General features: G+C 44.1%; 17 protein-coding genes and 1 pseudogene. 7 read left to right on the forward strand and 11 right to left on the reverse strand.

Annotation, left to right across the window (positions count from 1 at the left end):
* From hisB to G3M65_RS07570, 5 genes are read right to left on the reverse strand one after another with little or no spacing between them, the layout of a single operon-like run.
* On the reverse strand, window positions 1-579 hold the full coding sequence (gene hisB, locus G3M65_RS07550; RefSeq protein ID WP_173833970.1) for an imidazoleglycerol-phosphate dehydratase HisB: 579 nt from the start codon (window positions 577-579) through the stop codon (window positions 1-3).
* Window positions 515-1,558, reverse strand: a complete 1,044-nt coding sequence (gene holA, locus G3M65_RS07555) for a DNA polymerase III subunit delta (RefSeq protein ID WP_173833971.1) — start codon at window positions 1,556-1,558, stop codon at window positions 515-517. The genes hisB and holA overlap by 65 nt, the downstream gene beginning before the upstream one ends.
* Window positions 1,555-2,841 (reverse strand): transcription termination factor Rho, encoded by a 1,287-nt coding sequence (gene rho / locus G3M65_RS07560; RefSeq protein WP_173833972.1) that lies wholly within the window; start codon window positions 2,839-2,841, stop codon window positions 1,555-1,557. Before rho ends, holA begins: the two co-directional genes overlap by 4 nt.
* Before the next feature lie 15 nt (window positions 2,842-2,856).
* Window positions 2,857-4,209 carry a tRNA uridine-5-carboxymethylaminomethyl(34) synthesis GTPase MnmE gene (gene mnmE / locus G3M65_RS07565; RefSeq protein ID WP_173833973.1) on the reverse strand — a complete coding sequence of 451 codons (1,353 nt, stop codon included), beginning with the start codon at window positions 4,207-4,209 and terminating at the stop codon, window positions 2,857-2,859.
* Between the two features lie 20 nt (window positions 4,210-4,229).
* Entirely contained in the window at window positions 4,230-5,126 is an 897-nt protein-coding gene (locus tag G3M65_RS07570; RefSeq protein ID WP_173833974.1) for a radical SAM protein, read from the reverse strand.
* 25 nt (window positions 5,127-5,151) lie between these two features.
* Between G3M65_RS07570 and dnaN the strand changes: the two genes are divergently transcribed.
* Window positions 5,152-6,237, forward strand: a complete 1,086-nt coding sequence (gene dnaN / locus G3M65_RS07575) for a DNA polymerase III subunit beta (RefSeq protein ID WP_173833975.1) — start codon at window positions 5,152-5,154, stop codon at window positions 6,235-6,237.
* On the opposite strand, the gene gcvPB is transcribed toward dnaN, so the two are convergent.
* Entirely contained in the window at window positions 6,218-7,654 is a 1,437-nt protein-coding gene (gcvPB, locus tag G3M65_RS07580; protein WP_173833976.1) for an aminomethyl-transferring glycine dehydrogenase subunit GcvPB, read from the reverse strand. The two genes, dnaN and gcvPB, sit on opposite strands and share 20 nt — an antisense overlap.
* 35 nt (window positions 7,655-7,689) lie before the next feature.
* Here gcvPB and resB point away from each other — a divergent pair, with 35 nt between their 5' ends.
* Both resB and G3M65_RS07590 read left to right on the forward strand, forming a co-directional pair.
* Window positions 7,690-9,357, forward strand: coding sequence for a cytochrome c biogenesis protein ResB (gene resB / locus G3M65_RS07585; protein WP_173833977.1), 1,668 nt, complete (start codon window positions 7,690-7,692; stop codon window positions 9,355-9,357).
* On the forward strand, window positions 9,317-9,613 hold the full coding sequence (locus G3M65_RS07590) for a hypothetical protein (RefSeq protein ID WP_173833978.1): 297 nt from the start codon (window positions 9,317-9,319) through the stop codon (window positions 9,611-9,613). The genes resB and G3M65_RS07590 overlap by 41 nt, the downstream gene beginning before the upstream one ends.
* On the opposite strand, the gene G3M65_RS07595 is transcribed toward G3M65_RS07590, so the two are convergent.
* Together G3M65_RS07595 and G3M65_RS07600 are read right to left on the reverse strand one after the other, a co-directional pair.
* Window positions 9,596-9,994, reverse strand: a complete 399-nt coding sequence (locus G3M65_RS07595; RefSeq protein ID WP_173833979.1) for an EVE domain-containing protein — start codon at window positions 9,992-9,994, stop codon at window positions 9,596-9,598. The two genes, G3M65_RS07590 and G3M65_RS07595, sit on opposite strands and share 18 nt — an antisense overlap.
* Window positions 9,995-10,261, reverse strand: coding sequence for a thioredoxin family protein (locus tag G3M65_RS07600; RefSeq protein ID WP_173833980.1), 267 nt, complete (start codon window positions 10,259-10,261; stop codon window positions 9,995-9,997).
* A 17-nt stretch (window positions 10,262-10,278) separates the two neighbouring features.
* Between G3M65_RS07600 and G3M65_RS07605 the strand changes: the two genes are divergently transcribed.
* Complete coding sequence (locus G3M65_RS07605; RefSeq protein ID WP_173833981.1) at window positions 10,279-10,728, forward strand: nucleoside deaminase; 450 nt, start codon at window positions 10,279-10,281, stop codon at window positions 10,726-10,728.
* A gap of 87 nt (window positions 10,729-10,815) precedes the next feature.
* Here the strand turns inward: G3M65_RS07605 and G3M65_RS07610 are convergent, their stop codons facing one another.
* A complete protein-coding gene (locus G3M65_RS07610) occupies window positions 10,816-11,088 on the reverse strand; it encodes a hypothetical protein (protein ID WP_173833982.1) in 273 nt (90 codons plus the stop codon).
* A gap of 263 nt (window positions 11,089-11,351) precedes the next feature.
* A pseudogene (locus tag G3M65_RS07620) lies at window positions 11,352-11,881 on the reverse strand (IS256 family transposase).
* A 30-nt stretch (window positions 11,882-11,911) separates the two neighbouring features.
* Here G3M65_RS07620 and G3M65_RS07625 point away from each other — a divergent pair.
* Window positions 11,912-12,184 carry a hypothetical protein gene (locus tag G3M65_RS07625; RefSeq protein ID WP_173833985.1) on the forward strand — a complete coding sequence of 91 codons (273 nt, stop codon included), beginning with the start codon at window positions 11,912-11,914 and terminating at the stop codon, window positions 12,182-12,184.
* A 94-nt stretch (window positions 12,185-12,278) separates the two neighbouring features.
* Here the strand turns inward: G3M65_RS07625 and G3M65_RS07630 are convergent, their stop codons facing one another.
* Window positions 12,279-13,070, reverse strand: coding sequence for a lipoate--protein ligase family protein (locus G3M65_RS07630; protein ID WP_173833986.1), 792 nt, complete (start codon window positions 13,068-13,070; stop codon window positions 12,279-12,281).
* Window positions 13,071-13,087: 17 nt separating this feature from the next.
* Here G3M65_RS07630 and atpC point away from each other — a divergent pair, with 17 nt between their 5' ends.
* Together atpC and G3M65_RS07640 are read left to right on the forward strand one after the other, a co-directional pair.
* A complete protein-coding gene (gene atpC / locus G3M65_RS07635; protein WP_173833987.1) occupies window positions 13,088-13,489 on the forward strand; it encodes an ATP synthase F1 subunit epsilon in 402 nt (133 codons plus the stop codon).
* Window positions 13,476-14,180 (forward strand): tRNA1(Val) (adenine(37)-N6)-methyltransferase, encoded by a 705-nt coding sequence (locus G3M65_RS07640; RefSeq protein ID WP_173833988.1) that lies wholly within the window; start codon window positions 13,476-13,478, stop codon window positions 14,178-14,180. Before atpC ends, G3M65_RS07640 begins: the two co-directional genes overlap by 14 nt.
* Window positions 14,181-14,204 lie beyond the last annotated feature (24 nt).

Here is a 14,204-nt window from a genome sequence, read left to right on the forward strand (position 1 = left end):
TTATAGGCTTCCCTTTGTTGAGGGTATACCTCCGCTTGTAAGGCTCACCGCCTGCCGAAGGCTCAATGCAAGACCCTTAAAGCAGGCTTCTGCCACATGGTGAAGAATTTTGCCGGAGATCACCCTTATGTGAAGGGTGCTTTTGCTTTCTAAGGCAAATCCTTTAAAGAACTCCCATATGAGTTCAAAGTCAAACTCTGTTATCTTACCCCTTAGGTTCAAGTCTTCGTAAAAAAACAGAGGTCTTCCTGATATGTCTACGCTTACCATGGCAAGGGCTTCGTCCATGGGCACTATAGCGTATCCGTAGCGGTTTATACCCCTTTTGTCTCCAAGGGCCTGCAGAAAAGCCATACCCAGCACTATACCCACATCCTCCACCGTGTGATGATATGAAACATGCACATCACCTTCTGCATAAAGCTCTATGTCAAACCTTGCATGCCTTGCGAGGGTTTCCACCATGTGCGTTAGAAAACCCACAGGCGTCTCTACCCTGTAGCTTCCCTCCCCATCAAGGTTCAGAAATACCTCTATCTTCGTCTCCCGTGTCTGCCGAGTAATATGTGCCTTCCTCATGTAGCATGTATTCTATCACAAATTCCCTTAGAGCTTGTGTTGGGTCTGAGTAGTAAACCTTTATGCCTATGTCTAGTAGGTAAAGGTTTCTAAGCAATAATCTAAGGTCCTCGAGGGAGTTAGCCTTGAGGTACTTCTTAAAATTCAAAACCTGGAACTTGTGTTTTACATCCACTTCAGAAAGAGCTTTTTCCATATCCCATCCTTCCTGCACTAAGGTTTTTGCGGTATATAGCTTAAGGACGTAGTTAATAAGAAGGCTAAGGACCTGAAGAGGATGTGTGCCAGACCTCAGAATAGAAGTAAGGGATTTTAGGGCTTTTTCGTAGTCCCTGAGAAACAGCCCATCCACTAGGTCAAAGATGCTAAGCTCAGGCTCTGCGAGCACCATATACTTGATGTCTTCAAGGGTTATGCTCTTTTTTCCGTAAAGTATAAGCTTGTCTGTTTCAACTTTCAATGTCATGAGCTGGTAGGAGGTAGCTTCCAAGAGATAATCAAGTGCGGAATCCTCTATGCTTATGCCTTCCTTCTGAAGTTTGTTTTTCACAAGATCCCTCACCTTTTTCTTATCAAGCCTGCCCGTGTATATGATATCCCCCAGTTTTGACAAACTTAGGAATGGCTCTTTTTGAATGTCCTTTTCACTAAGTTTATAACCCAAATAAAAAAAGACCTTTTTACCTTTTATCCTTTCAAGGTGATCAATTAGGTTCTTGTAGGTTTTTAAGTCCCTTAGAAACTCTTCAGCCCTATAGATAAACAGAGCTTCTTCCTTTGCAAACATACCTACGGTGCTTATAGCACCTACAAAGCCCTCAAGGCTCAGTTCATCGCCCCATAGAATTCTCACAGGAATTATCTCTCTTAGCTTGTCAAGAAAGTTTTTTACAAGATATTCTTCTTCTCCATATATGAGGTTTACTGCCTTTATCTGCCCCTTTCCAAGGTTTTTTTGGTATTCAAGCAGGCTTATCACGAGTGCATAGCCTTTAAAAAGTCTTTGTTGGTCTTGAACTTCTTGAGTTTATCAAGGAGAAACTCCATAGCTTCTATGGCGTCCATAGTGGCTAAGAACTTCCTTAAGACCCATATCCTCTGAAGTTCCCAATCTTCAAGCAGAAGCTCCTCCTTCCTGGTGCCAGACTTCTCTATGTTTATGGCTGGGAATATCCTCCTCTCCATTAGCCTTCTGTCTAAGTGTATCTCCATGTTCCCTGTGCCCTTGAACTCTTCGTATATAACATCGTCCATCTTTGAACCAGTTTCTATAAGAGCGGTTGCTATTATTGTTAGAGAGCCACCCTCTTCTATGTTCCGTGCCGCACCGAAAAATTTTTTGGGTCTTTGAAGTGCGGTCGCCTCTATACCACCGGTCAAAACTCTACCTGTGGGTGGGGTAACTGCGTTGGCTGCCCTTCCAAAGCGGGTCATGGAGTCCAGAAGTATCACCACATCCTGCTTTAGTTCTACGAGCCTCTTTGCCTTTTCTACAACCAGCTCCGCCACTTGCATATGTCTTTCTGGTGGCTCGTCAAAGGTAGAGGCGATAACTTCTGCACCATCACCCACTATCCTTCTCATTTCTGTGACCTCTTCTGGTCTTTCGTCTATGAGCAGGATTATCAGATGCACCTCAGGGTGATTCTGTATAAGGGCTTTTGCTATTTTCTGCAGAAGCACCGTCTTTCCAGCCTTTGGTGGTGCCACTATCATACCTCTCTGTCCCTTCCCTATGGGTGCTATAAGGCTTATAACCCTTGTGGATAGTTCTGTAGGGGATGTTTCAAGGTTAAACCGCTCTGTTGGATGGTAAGGAGTGAGTTTTTCAAACTGAGGTCTCGCCTTAAGAAGGTCTGGGTCTGGTGGTAGTCCATTAACGGACTCAATCTTTATAAGTGCTTGGTATTTTTCCTTCTCCTGTGGCGGTCTTGCAAAGCCTACTATGGTATCACCAGTCCTTAGTCCAAACCTCTTTATCTGGGATGGTGCCACATAGACATCGGTGTAGCTGGGCATATAGTTGTTCTCAGAGCTTCTTATAAAGCCATAGCTCTCAGGCAAAATCTCTAATACACCCTTTACAAAGTTTAGTCCCTCCTCTTTTGCCTGCACTGTGAGTATTTTCTCTATAAGCTCTTCCTTCCTTAGCCCAGTTACCCTTGAAAGCTCAAGGTCTCTACCTATTTTCTGTAGCTCCTGAAGGGATAGCTTCTTAAGCTCTTCAAGTGTATAAACCTTTTTCTCTTGAACTTGTTCCATACTCCAAAACCTCCTTTATTTTCCTATGCAGAACTTTGAAAATATACTTCCCAGCACATCTTCCGTGCTAACAACTCCAAGAATTTCCTCCAAATAGCTAAGGGCTTCTCTCAAATCAAGCATGAGTATCTCTGGGAACAGCTCTTCTCTCTCCAGTCTGTATATTAATGATTTTAACACTTCTGAGGATTTTTTCAAGAGGTTTTCATGCCTGACGGTAATGTAAACCTGTAGTCCATCGCCTACATGGAGACCAAGCCTTTGCAGGGTTCTCTCCTTCAGCTCTTCCAGTCCACGCCCAGTTAAAGCACTTACCCCCATAGCCTCAGGGAAGACCCTAAACACCTCTTCCTTAACACCTCTGTCTATCTTGTTAGCCACCACAATATGCTCAAGGTCTTTGACCATGGAATATATGTTTAGGTCTTCTTCCTCAAGAGGACTGCTAACGTCCACCACAAAGAGAACCATGTCCGCACTTTTGAGTTTTTGGAGACTTCTTTCCACTCCTATCTTTTCCACAGGGTCTTGTGCATGCCTTATGCCCGCAGTATCTATGAGGTTTACCGGTATGCCCTTAAGAGTTAGAGTTTCTTGCAAAAAGTCTCTTGTAGTCCCGGGAATGTCTGTAACTATGGCTCTTTCCGTGCCAAGCAATGCATTAAAGAGAGAGGATTTACCTACATTTGGCTTTCCAACTATAGCAAGGTTTATGCCCCTTCTGAGAAACTCTCCAGTTTTTACCGTTGAAAGGAGGCTTTCTATGTCCCTAAGGATTTCCTTGAGCAGGTTTATTAGCTGGTTTCTGCTAAGGGTGGGTATGTCCTCCTCTGAAAACTCTATGTCCGCCTCCACATAGGCAAGAAGTTCAAGAAGTCTGTTTCTAAGGGAGTTTATAAGAGAAGAGAGCTCTCCCTGGAGTTGCCTCTGGGCAGACCTCAGGCTAAGTTCAGACTTAGCACCGATGAGGTCTCCTACTGCTTCCGCCTGCAGGAGGTCTAACTTTCCATTTAAGAAGGCTCTCTTGGTAAACTCCCCAGGCTCTGCCAGTCTTATACCCCTTGAAAGGAAAAGCTCAAGGGCTTTTTTTAGAATTAAGGGGTTTCCATGCAGGAAAAGCTCCACCATGTCTTCACCCGTGTAGCTTTTTGGAGATGGGTAAAAGATTAGAATTCCCTCGTCAAGCACGCTACCATCCATATCCTTTAATTTCACAAAATGGGCATACCTTGGCTTTAGACTTCCTCTGAGAAGCAAAAGGTCTTTTATCCTTTCCCATACACCAAGACCAGAGAGCCTTATAGCTCCAATGGCACTTTCACCAAAGGGGGTTGCTATGGCAACTATGGGTTCTCTTTGCCTTACCATGGGTTTTAGAAAAAACTTATTCAGTCTAATATAAGCGTCAAGTTCTTAGCATGCTCAAGGGCTTTCCTAAACTCCTCTTTGCTTATCCTTCTTGAAAGTTCAGGATACTTGTAGGCTTGATAGTATGGCATGTATTGGTCCATTACATTAACCGCCATGCGAGGGGAGATGGACCTTAGCTCTTCCATTACCGTTTTTGTTTTGGCTATATCTTGTGGCAGGACAAGATGCCTCACTAAAAGACCCCTTATGGCTATGCCTTCTTGGTCTACTTGAAGGTCTCCCACCTGCCTATACATTTCCCTTATCGCCTGAAGGGCTACCTTGTGGTAGTCCCTTACCTTTGAGTATTTCTTACCAGCAATGTCATCACCATACTTGAAGTCCGCCAAATATATGTCTACAATACCATCAAGAAGCCTAAGACTTTCAAGACTGTCGTAAGAAGAAGTGTTATACACTATAGGAATTCTTAGACCACCCTTTACCGCGATGTATAGGGCTTGAAGTATCTGAGGCACCACGTGGGATGGGCTCACAAGGTTTATGTTATGACAGCCAAGTCTCTGGAGCTTTAGAAAAACCTCCGCAAGGTCTTCCGGTTTTAGCTCCTCACCCTCTCCCAAATGGCTTATGGTATGGTTTTGACAGTAAACACATCTCATATTGCAGTAGGAAAAAAACACCGTTCCAGAACCCCTTTTGCCCCTTATGGGTCTTTCTTCGCCCCTGTGAGGAAAGTAGTCTGCCACAATTGCGTATCTGCCAGTTTTGCAATACCCCCTTTCGTCTTCCAGTCTGTTTACACCGCATCTATGGGGGCAAACCCGGCAATTAGAGAGCATATCAAGAGCCCTGTTTATGCGAGCGAGCCACTCCTCCTCGCTTAAGTTGAGATAGGATGGATGTTTTCTCATCGCAGTTTGGGTTATAATATACGCTATGAAACTAAAAATAGACAAGGGAGAATTTTTGTCCGCCCTTCAGAAGGCAAAGAACGCCACAGAGAAAAAGTCTGCCCTACCCATACTGAACAATTTTCTCCTAATCGCAGAGGATGAGTTTCTTACTCTAAAGGCAACAGACCTTGAAAACTTTCTATCCCTGCGTATATCCGCAGAGGTAGAAGATGAGGGTAAAACAGCAGTTAACGCAGATAAGCTCACCAATGTAATAAAAAGCCTTCCCGTTGCTACAGTTTATCTTGAGCTAAAGGAAGACAAGCTAACTGTGGGAGGTGGCAGGAGCACCTTTAGGCTTACAACCCTTGACCCAGAGGACTTTCCAGAGTTTCCTCAACCAGAAACCTCCACAGAGCTTCCTTCGGTAGACCTTATCAAGGCGATAGACAAGGTGGAGTATTCCATATCAAAGGACGATGCTCGTTATGCACTGCAGGGTCTCTATGTTCACGAGGTGGATGGAAAGACTCACTTTGTGGGCTCAGACGGACACAGGCTTGCCCTCTTTTGGCGGAATTCCCCTTTCCCTATGGAGCTACTTATACCAAGAAAAAGCCTAAAGGTTATTCAAGGTCTTATGAAGGACTATATTGGTGTTGTCCAATCTGGAAAGGATGAGTCCTTTGCCCACTTTATTGGAGAGGACTGGAGCTTGTCAGTAAGGCTCTTGGAGGGTGAATACCCAGACTACATGGCGGTCATACCCAGAAACTTTAACCATGAGGTGGTTGTTAACAAGGATGCCCTTCTTGAAAGCCTAAAGAGGCTTTCCGCTATAGCGGAGTCTTCCGCCTTTCCTGTGAAGATTAGCTTTTCCGACCACGTTGCCCTTCTTGAAATATCAGACCCAGAGTATGGAGAGGGAAGGGATGAGGTAGATGTGGACTACACCGGTGAGCCTGTAGAGGTAGGTTTTAACGGCAAATACCTTATTGAAGCCCTTGACAGTTTTGATGTGGATAGGGTATGGATAAAGATTGTTGACCCAGATAGTGCGGTAGTTATTGAGTCCGATGACACAGAAAGGGACCCATACCTCTGCGTGGTTATGCCAATGAGGCTCTAAGAATTGGCTTTCTGTTTGCCTCCGCTTCTTTTATTCTTCTCACTGGCGTTTTGTGAGGAGAGGACTTGAGATGTTCGGGGTTTTCTTGTGTGGTCTTTACGATCTCCTCTAAGGCTTTAGCAAACCTTTCAAGGGTCTGAGGGCTTTCCGTTTCTGTGGGTTCTATCATAAGAGCTTCCCTTACCGTAAGTGGAAAGTATACGGTGGGTGCATAAAAGCCTCTATCCAATAGAGCCTTAGCCACGTCCATAGCCTTTACATCCCACTTTAAGAGGTTTTGAGCGGACAAGACAAACTCATGCATGCAAGGGACATGCTCATAGGGGTCAAGTAGTAGGTCTTTAAGAAGCGTTCTCAAATATCTGGCGTTGAGGATAGCGTATTTTGAAACCAAGTCTATCTGCGAGCCGTAAGAGAGTATATAAGCCAAAGCCCTTACAAAGACACCTACATGTCCATAAAAGGCAAGGAGCTTACCTACGCTCTTGGGTCTGTTCCAGTCAAGTCTGTATTTACCATCCTCAAAGACCACATGAGGGACAGGAAGATAGTCTACGAGCCTTTCTGAAACACCTACCGCACCGCCACCTGGACCACCACCACCATGAGGTGTGGAAAAGGTCTTATGAAGATTAAAATGCATAACATCCACACCCCACTCCCCTGGTCTTGCAGTCCCCACAAGGGCATTCATGTTAGCACCGTCCATATACAAAAGAGCGTCCCTTTCATGAAGAGCGTCCGCTATTTGTCTTATCCTCCTTTCAAATATACCCAAAGTGTTAGGGTTCGTTATCATAAGGCATGCGGTCTCATCGCTTAGCTTTTTTTGAAAGTCTTCCCAATCAAGCTCTCCCTCTCTGTTGCTCCTTACCGTTATTACCTCAAAACCACACAAGGAAGCGGTTGCAGGGTTTGTGCCGTGAGAGGTGTCTGGGACGAGGACCTTTCTCTTATGGAAGTTCCCCCTGTCTCTGTGATAGGCAAGTATCATTAAAAGACCCAAAAGTTCCCCATGAGCCCCTGCTGCAGGTTGCAGAGAAACCTCTCTAAAGCCACCTATCTCCTTCAAAAGCTCCTTTAGTTCATACATAAGCTTTAAAGTTCCCTGAGCGTAGTCTTCTGGCGTCATAGGGTGCAGGTTCAAAAAGCCTTCAAGGCTTGCGAGCTCTTCGTTTATTCTTGGGTTGTATTTCATGGTGCAAGAGCCAAGAGGGACCATGGTGGTATCTATGGCGTAGTTAAGTTGAGAGAGCCTTGTGTAATGCCTTACTGCGTCAAGCTCAGAGACCTCTGGAAATTTAAGGTCTTCTCGGAAGTATTCACCAAGATGCTCTTTGAGGTTAACTTCTTCTATGTCCAACTCTGGCAGGCGATAGCCCTTTCTTCCCTTTGAAGATAGCTCAAAGATTAGCATTTTGAAATTATACACCCTATATTTTTTTATCTGCTATGGTTGAGGTAAAAAAGTCCTATAGAGGCTATGCCCTTTTGGTAGTTTCCTTTGTCCTCTTTACCGCTACCGTTATCGTTGGGCTTTTTCATCTTGAGGAGAGAGGCACTCTTTACTTTGCCCTTCTTGGTGGCACTTCCGCACTTTTTACCTTTGCCCTTCTCTCATATGCCTTGAGTGTATACAGTTTTCTAAGGGAAGAATACACAAGGAAAAAGAGCCTTTGGTCTTTTCTTTTTGATTTTCTTGCAGACCTCAGGCTTGCCATATTCATAATGATACTCCTTGCCCTTCTTTCTATGCTTGGGTCTACTTACGTTCAACAAAACCAACCTATAGAGTTCTACCTTGACAGGTTTGGTGCGGATTTAGGCTATTGGCTTTGGAGGCTTTGGATAACGGATGTCTTCCGTTCTTGGTACTACATCGGGCTTATAGTGCTTCTTGCGATAAACCTCATAGCCTGCTCCTTTAAGAGACTTCCAAGAGTATGGGTCCAGACCTTTACAAAGGAAAGGTTTCAGAGGTTGGATGAAAACATGGAGAGACACTTAAGAGCCATATCCATAGAGGTGAACCCTTCAAAGGAAAAAGTGGCACGCTTTTTTGGAAAGCTCGGCTTTAGGGTTTTTATGGAAGAGGAAGGTGGAAAGACTTACTTCTACGGAGAAAAGGGAAGGTATGCCCGTCTTGGCGTTTATGTGGTTCACATAGGTCTCCTTGTTATAATGGCAGGTGGACTAATAGATGCCATATGGGGTATAAGGGGAACGGTCATAATTCCCGAGGGTTCAAAGAGCGATACCCTCATCATACCCGCCAAAGAAGAATCCATAAAACTACCCTTTCAGATAGAGTTGGAGGACTTCAGAATAGTTAGCTATGAAGAGGAATTTCAGAGAAAGGGTAAAGCCAAGGAGACACCTTTCAAGGATGCTATAGCGAGCTTTGAAAGCGATATAAGGATAATTCAGGACGGGAAACCTGTAGCAAAGGGCATGACCGCAGTAAACTCTCCCTTTGACTTTGGCACATATAGAATATTTCAAGCAACCTATGGGCTAACAGGAAACGCAGGCAGGGCAAAGATAGCCATTTTTGACAAAAAGCTCGCACCCCAAGACCCAAAGAAGGCTTTTGTTGGAGAAGTGGAGCTAAGAGCTGGCAAAGTGTCCGAGTTTAAAAACATGCTCTTGGCAATAGATAGGTCTACTCTAAACATAGAAGACGAGCAAAAAGGCTTTCAAGGAGAGCTCAAGCCTGCTCTTGTGGTCAAGGTTCTTATGGACGGAAAAGCTTACGATGTACCTGTGGTCTACTCGCCAGAGCTTACAGTTTTTGCTCAGTCTCAGATACCACAGCTTGCGGAGTTTCCCTATGTCTTTTTCCTTGTGGACTTTGAGCCTCAGTTTTTTAGTGGTCTTCAGGTTTCGCGCCAGCCTGGCACACCCATAATATGGCTTGGGTCTATACTGGTTGTGGGTGGAATGATTCTTGCCTTTTATACAGTCCATCGCAAAGTGTGGGCAAGGCTTGAAGGTAATACCCTAAAGGTAGCCTTTTGGTCTCACAAGTTTAAAGAAGAGTTTAAAAGGAGCTTTCTAAAATCTCTGGAGGAGCTAAAGCATGAAAATCCTTCTCATGGAAAAGAACCTAATACTTCTTAGTAGGATAAGGTCATCCCTCGGCGGTCATGAAGTAAGGGTTGGCACCAACTACGAAGGTGAGGATATAGTCCTCATAAGCCTTGAGCAGTTTCCTGTGGAAAAGGTTGCTGAGCTAAAGGCTCTGGGTGCAAAGGTTATAGCCTACTGTGGGCATAAAAACGTAGAACTAATGAAAAAAGCTCAGGAGCTCGGTGCAGACCTTGTGGTGCCAAACAGTCAAATAGTGCAAGCGGGAAGTCTAATTGAAAGCCTCTGAAAGCTCTATAATCCTTTCCGCTTGCTCTTTGTTTAATGGCACAACAGATAACCTTGGCATCCTTAGGAGAGGAGAGTCTTTAAAGAGTGGTTCAGCCCTTAAAGCCTTGAGACTTACAGGATTTTTAAAAAGACTCACAGGCTCTAAATCCACAACCCAGAGATTATTATCATCCTTATAGGGCTCAGAAATTACCTTTGCAAGTCCCACCACCGCCTTTATGTTGCCCGTATGGTATATAAAGCATGTGTCTCCCACTTTCATAAGACTGATATACTTTTGTGCAAGAGGGTTCTTAACGCCATCCCATCGGGTTATTCCATCCCTGAGAAGGTCCTCGTAGGAATACTCAGAAGGCTCTGTTTTGAGAAGGTAATACATTTAGGAACACTTCTCCGCCAAGGATTTTATCATGGGTGGCATATATCCAAAAACTCTGCCTATTTCCTGCCCATTTTTCAAGAATATAACTGTCGGAGAGCCTATAATTCCATATGCTTTAGCCAGTTCCCTATCCTTGGTTATATCGTAAACCTCTACTTTTAGGTTTGGATACTTGCTAAGCTCCCTGTAGCTGATTTTACAGGATGCACAACCGGGTTGTTCAAAAAGCAAAACCTGACATAGGGCAAGAGCTACTGTAAGCATGGTTTAAATTTAATACAATGCAGGAGTTTGTGCAAGTATGCCTTGAGCTTGCAAAGAAAGGCTTTGAAAAGTCTGAAGTGCCTGTAGGCTGTGTGGTGGTAAAGGATGGAGTAGTCATAGCTAAAGCCCACAACAGAGTAGAGGAGTTAAAAGACCCTACCGCACATGCAGAAATGCTCGCCCTTAGAGAAGCTATGCAAAAACTCGGTGAGAAATACCTCTATGGCTGTGAGGTCTATGTAAGCCTTGAGCCATGTCCCATGTGTGCCTACGCCATGGTGTTAGCAAGGGTAGAAAGGGTTGTCTTTCTTGCATTAGATGAAAAGTATGGTGCGGTTATGAGTAGGTTTAACCTCTTTGATGAACCATATTTTAACCACAGGGTAAAGTGGGAATATCTACCTATGGAGGAAGCGAGGAGTTTGTTGAAGGAGTTTTTCAGAAAGAGGAGAATATCAAACACTTAATTCTTTTTTTCAGAACTCCCAAAATATCCTCAGAGCTTATCAGCTTTTTAATCAAGGCACGTAAAAATCCTCTATCTTTCATCTTTCTTACTCTCTATTGCAAAGCCTCTGGCACATACCAAGTTTGCCCTCTACCAAAGTGATAACCATCTTCTGTGCAGACTTTAAAAGACCCTCTTCAATACCAAGCCTATACAGAATATTCTTCTTCAACTTTCTCTTTGGCAATCTTATATCCTCAGGTCTAACCACTATAGGCATGTGCTTGACCTCCTTCGTTAGCCTTATCCTTAAGTCAGGTCTTAGCTCTGTCAGTGTCAATGCCTTCAAAAGGTAGTCTTTTATCTCTTCTTCCTTCATGCCTTACATTGTCTTTATGAGTTTCTCTATCAGATACGCCTCATCTTCTACCCTACACAAACATGCCAACGACCTATCCATAGGGTCTGGGCTTTCTAAAAGCACCTTGTAGTCTATTTGGATACTGTTTCAAAATTTGTGTAAGTTATAACCATACCTCATAGCCTGCCCTCAAAAAGAATTATCAGCTGGACATATATTTTCTCCCAATCCCTCAAAGGCTTTATCCTCCTCTATGTCCATCGCTACCCCATAACATACCTTCAAGCCTCATCCCTCGGAAATACCCTCTTGCCATATATCACCTTCCTTATCTCGCTGTTTATACTCTCCACAAAGTTTGTAATCGCCAACATACTCCTTATCTCATACGGATATCTGTAAAAGGTCAATATCTCCTCAAGTCTCTTTCCCACTCCTTCACTACCTGTGGATACTCTACTTGGTATCCCCTCTTAAACCTCTCAAAGTTCTCCTTAGCTTGCATCTGCGTGGCGGGCATGTATATTGCCCTCAAGGCACTGGCTACTCTCTTCCTGTCTTTGTATTTGACCTTCTTTAGACTGTTCCTTACCTCGTGAACCAGACACTTCTGATGGTCGCTTATGGGATATACGCTCCTTACTGCTTCTTGTATACCCTTTAGCTCGTCGCTTACCACTACAAGTATGTCCTCTACTCCTCTTGCCTTGAGGTCATTGAAAACATTTACCCAAAAGCTGGCACTTTCTTCTTTTGCAAGCCAAAAGCCAAGTATTTCCTTGTAGCCATCTGTATCTGTTCCAGCTACCACATACAGGGCTCTATTTCTGGAGTTAGTGTTATGGGAGCGTTTGTATTTTTCGTAGTTCGTCCGCTTTATGTTAGCATCCCCTACTTTATTTTAACACAGTGGATGAAACAGTCCAGAATAGACATATGGTTAAGACTTTTGATAGCAACAAGCGAAGGGGATCTGATAGGGAGGAACTTTTTTGAGTTTTTGAAGGTATATGATACCAAAATAACCAAAAGAATGGCAGAACTTCAAAGAAAAGGGCTAAAGCCACAGGATAAGAAATACAGGTATCTCAAGAAGATGTCAGAGAGAGGATGAAGATGATAAAGCCTATAAAAGCCATTGACTACTTTCACTTCATAGGGCGTATAGAGGCTTTCCTCCGAGAGCTTGCAAGACCAAGGAATATGGCTCAAGACATAGGCACATAGACCCCTTCCCTTATCTTTATGGCTGTGTGTTTTCTACCCGTGTCTTCAAGGATGGTCTCCTCCGAGGTCATGTGTTTTCTGAGCCTTTCCGCAAGCTCAAGGGCTTGCCATGGTGCTTCTGTGCAAGGTTCCAGCTCAAAATCTTTAGAAAACTCCTCCAAAAGCACACTGGCAACCTCTTGAAAGTCAAAGGACCTTCCCAGCTCCCTTTCAAGCCAGCCTATGTTTTCCCAAAGGCTCTGCCTTACCCTTTCCCTTGTGCGTGGTTCTGGAACATTAAAAAGCTCCGCCATAAGCTCTGGGTCGAATCGCAGAAGTATGTTGCCTACAAAGACAAAAAGCCTTCCTATGTCCCCCGCACCTTGCCCGCTGACCTTTCTCTGACTTTCCCTTACCACAAGGTCGTTTATGGGTTTGTATTCCACATCAAGCCCAAGCCTGGCATAAGCCTTTATAACTGGCTGGGAGAGCCTTCTGTAGGCATCCTCTACCTTAAAGGGCACAAGGCTTTTGGGAAGCACAAGCTGATAAAAAACCTGCCCCGGTGCCAAGAGCACCGCACCGCCTCCCACCTGCCTCCTTATAACACCAAGTCCCAGCTCCTTGCACCTTTTGAGGTCTATAAGCTCCTGAGCCCTGTCAAAGTATCCAAGGCTTACGTAGGTATCCTCTGGCTCACAGAGTATGAGACCCTCATAGCCCAGCTCCGCCATGGCGTGAAAGAGGGTGGTGGAGAGCATGCGGGGAAGTTTTCCAAGCACATAAGCCTTCATGGTATAATTTTAACGCCATGATAAAGGTAGAGATAGTCACACCTCAGGGACTTCATTTTTCAAGGGAGGTAAACTCGGTAAACATACCAACCGCAGAGGGTGAGATAGGTGTTCTTGAAAAACATATGTATCTGATGACCATGTTAAAGCCAGGGCTTGTTTACTTTGACGGAAAGCAAGAAAATGGCATTGCGGTAACCTACGGCTTTGTGGATGTGACGCCTGAAAAGGTGATAATCCTCGCAGAAGAAGCCTACAACATAGGAGACATTGACCCTGGCAAGGAGAAGGAACTCTTTGACCAAGCAATAAGAAGACTGGCAACCGCCCAGACCATGGAGGAGATAGAAGAGCTGGAAAAACTCAAAGAACGGGCAAGAACCCTACTTGAACTTGTAGAAAGGTTTGGAAGAGTATAAGGAGTTTGAATTCTTCAGAGGAAAGGTAAGGTTCAAACAGCCAAAAACACACAGACTGTCAATAGTAGAGATACTTTTCGTAGCAAATCTTAAAGGCATAAAAAAAAGCTCAAAAGTCCTTGACCTTGGTGCAGGTTTTGGCACGCTCTCCATACTTATTTCCCTCAAACACTCTTGCCAAGTTTGGGCTATGGAAAGGGACCCTATTATGCTCCAGCTTCTCAGAGAGAATATAAGGCTCAACAAACTTGAGGATAAAATCCATGTTCTTGACCTTGACCTCAGGATCGCAAAGAATTTCCTAAAGCCTCAGAGTTTTGATGTGGTGGTTGCCAATCCTCCCTTTTATAGGGTTTATAATCCAGCTAATGTCTATCATCATGAGACAGATACGAGTCTTGAAGATTTTGTGAAAACAGCGAGCTTTTTGCTTAAAGATGGTGGACATTTTAACATTTTAGTAGCTTCACATCGCCTTATAGAATCCATAATCCATATGAAAAACTACAGAATGGAGGTAGAATCCTTGAGATTTTTTTACCCAAAGCTACAAAAAAACGCAAAAATAGTGCGTATACATGCATTAAAAAATTTAAGACCTTCGCCTTTTGTTGAAAAACCTCTAATAATCAACGAAGATAGTGGTGAATACACACAGGAAGTCAAGAGCCTTCTTGAGAGTTTTCTGTGATATAATTGATAAGATTTAGGAGGC

The sequence above is a fragment of the Hydrogenobacter sp. T-8 genome, assembly GCF_011006175.1.
Taxonomy (GTDB): domain Bacteria; phylum Aquificota; class Aquificia; order Aquificales; family Aquificaceae; genus Pampinifervens; species Pampinifervens florentissimum.

Coding starts and splice junctions, on each gene's coding strand:
- hisB (WP_173833970.1), bottom strand. CDS start 579: ATGAGGAAGGCACATATTACTCGGCAGACACGGGAGACGAAGATAGAG.
- rho (WP_173833972.1), bottom strand. CDS start 2,841: ATGGAACAAGTTCAAGAGAAAAAGGTTTATACACTTGAAGAGCTTAAG.
- mnmE (WP_173833973.1), bottom strand. CDS start 4,209: ATGGTAAGGCAAAGAGAACCCATAGTTGCCATAGCAACCCCCTTTGGT.
- G3M65_RS07570 (WP_173833974.1), bottom strand. CDS start 5,126: ATGAGAAAACATCCATCCTATCTCAACTTAAGCGAGGAGGAGTGGCTC.
- dnaN (WP_173833975.1), top strand. CDS start 5,152: ATGAAACTAAAAATAGACAAGGGAGAATTTTTGTCCGCCCTTCAGAAG.
- gcvPB (WP_173833976.1), bottom strand. CDS start 7,654: ATGCTAATCTTTGAGCTATCTTCAAAGGGAAGAAAGGGCTATCGCCTG.
- resB (WP_173833977.1), top strand. CDS start 7,690: ATGGTTGAGGTAAAAAAGTCCTATAGAGGCTATGCCCTTTTGGTAGTT.
- G3M65_RS07590 (WP_173833978.1), top strand. CDS start 9,317: ATGAAAATCCTTCTCATGGAAAAGAACCTAATACTTCTTAGTAGGATA.
- G3M65_RS07595 (WP_173833979.1), bottom strand. CDS start 9,994: ATGTATTACCTTCTCAAAACAGAGCCTTCTGAGTATTCCTACGAGGAC.
- G3M65_RS07600 (WP_173833980.1), bottom strand. CDS start 10,261: ATGCTTACAGTAGCTCTTGCCCTATGTCAGGTTTTGCTTTTTGAACAA.
- G3M65_RS07605 (WP_173833981.1), top strand. CDS start 10,279: ATGCAGGAGTTTGTGCAAGTATGCCTTGAGCTTGCAAAGAAAGGCTTT.
- G3M65_RS07610 (WP_173833982.1), bottom strand. CDS start 11,088: ATGAAGGAAGAAGAGATAAAAGACTACCTTTTGAAGGCATTGACACTG.
- G3M65_RS07625 (WP_173833985.1), top strand. CDS start 11,912: ATGGGAGCGTTTGTATTTTTCGTAGTTCGTCCGCTTTATGTTAGCATC.
- G3M65_RS07630 (WP_173833986.1), bottom strand. CDS start 13,070: ATGAAGGCTTATGTGCTTGGAAAACTTCCCCGCATGCTCTCCACCACC.
- atpC (WP_173833987.1), top strand. CDS start 13,088: ATGATAAAGGTAGAGATAGTCACACCTCAGGGACTTCATTTTTCAAGG.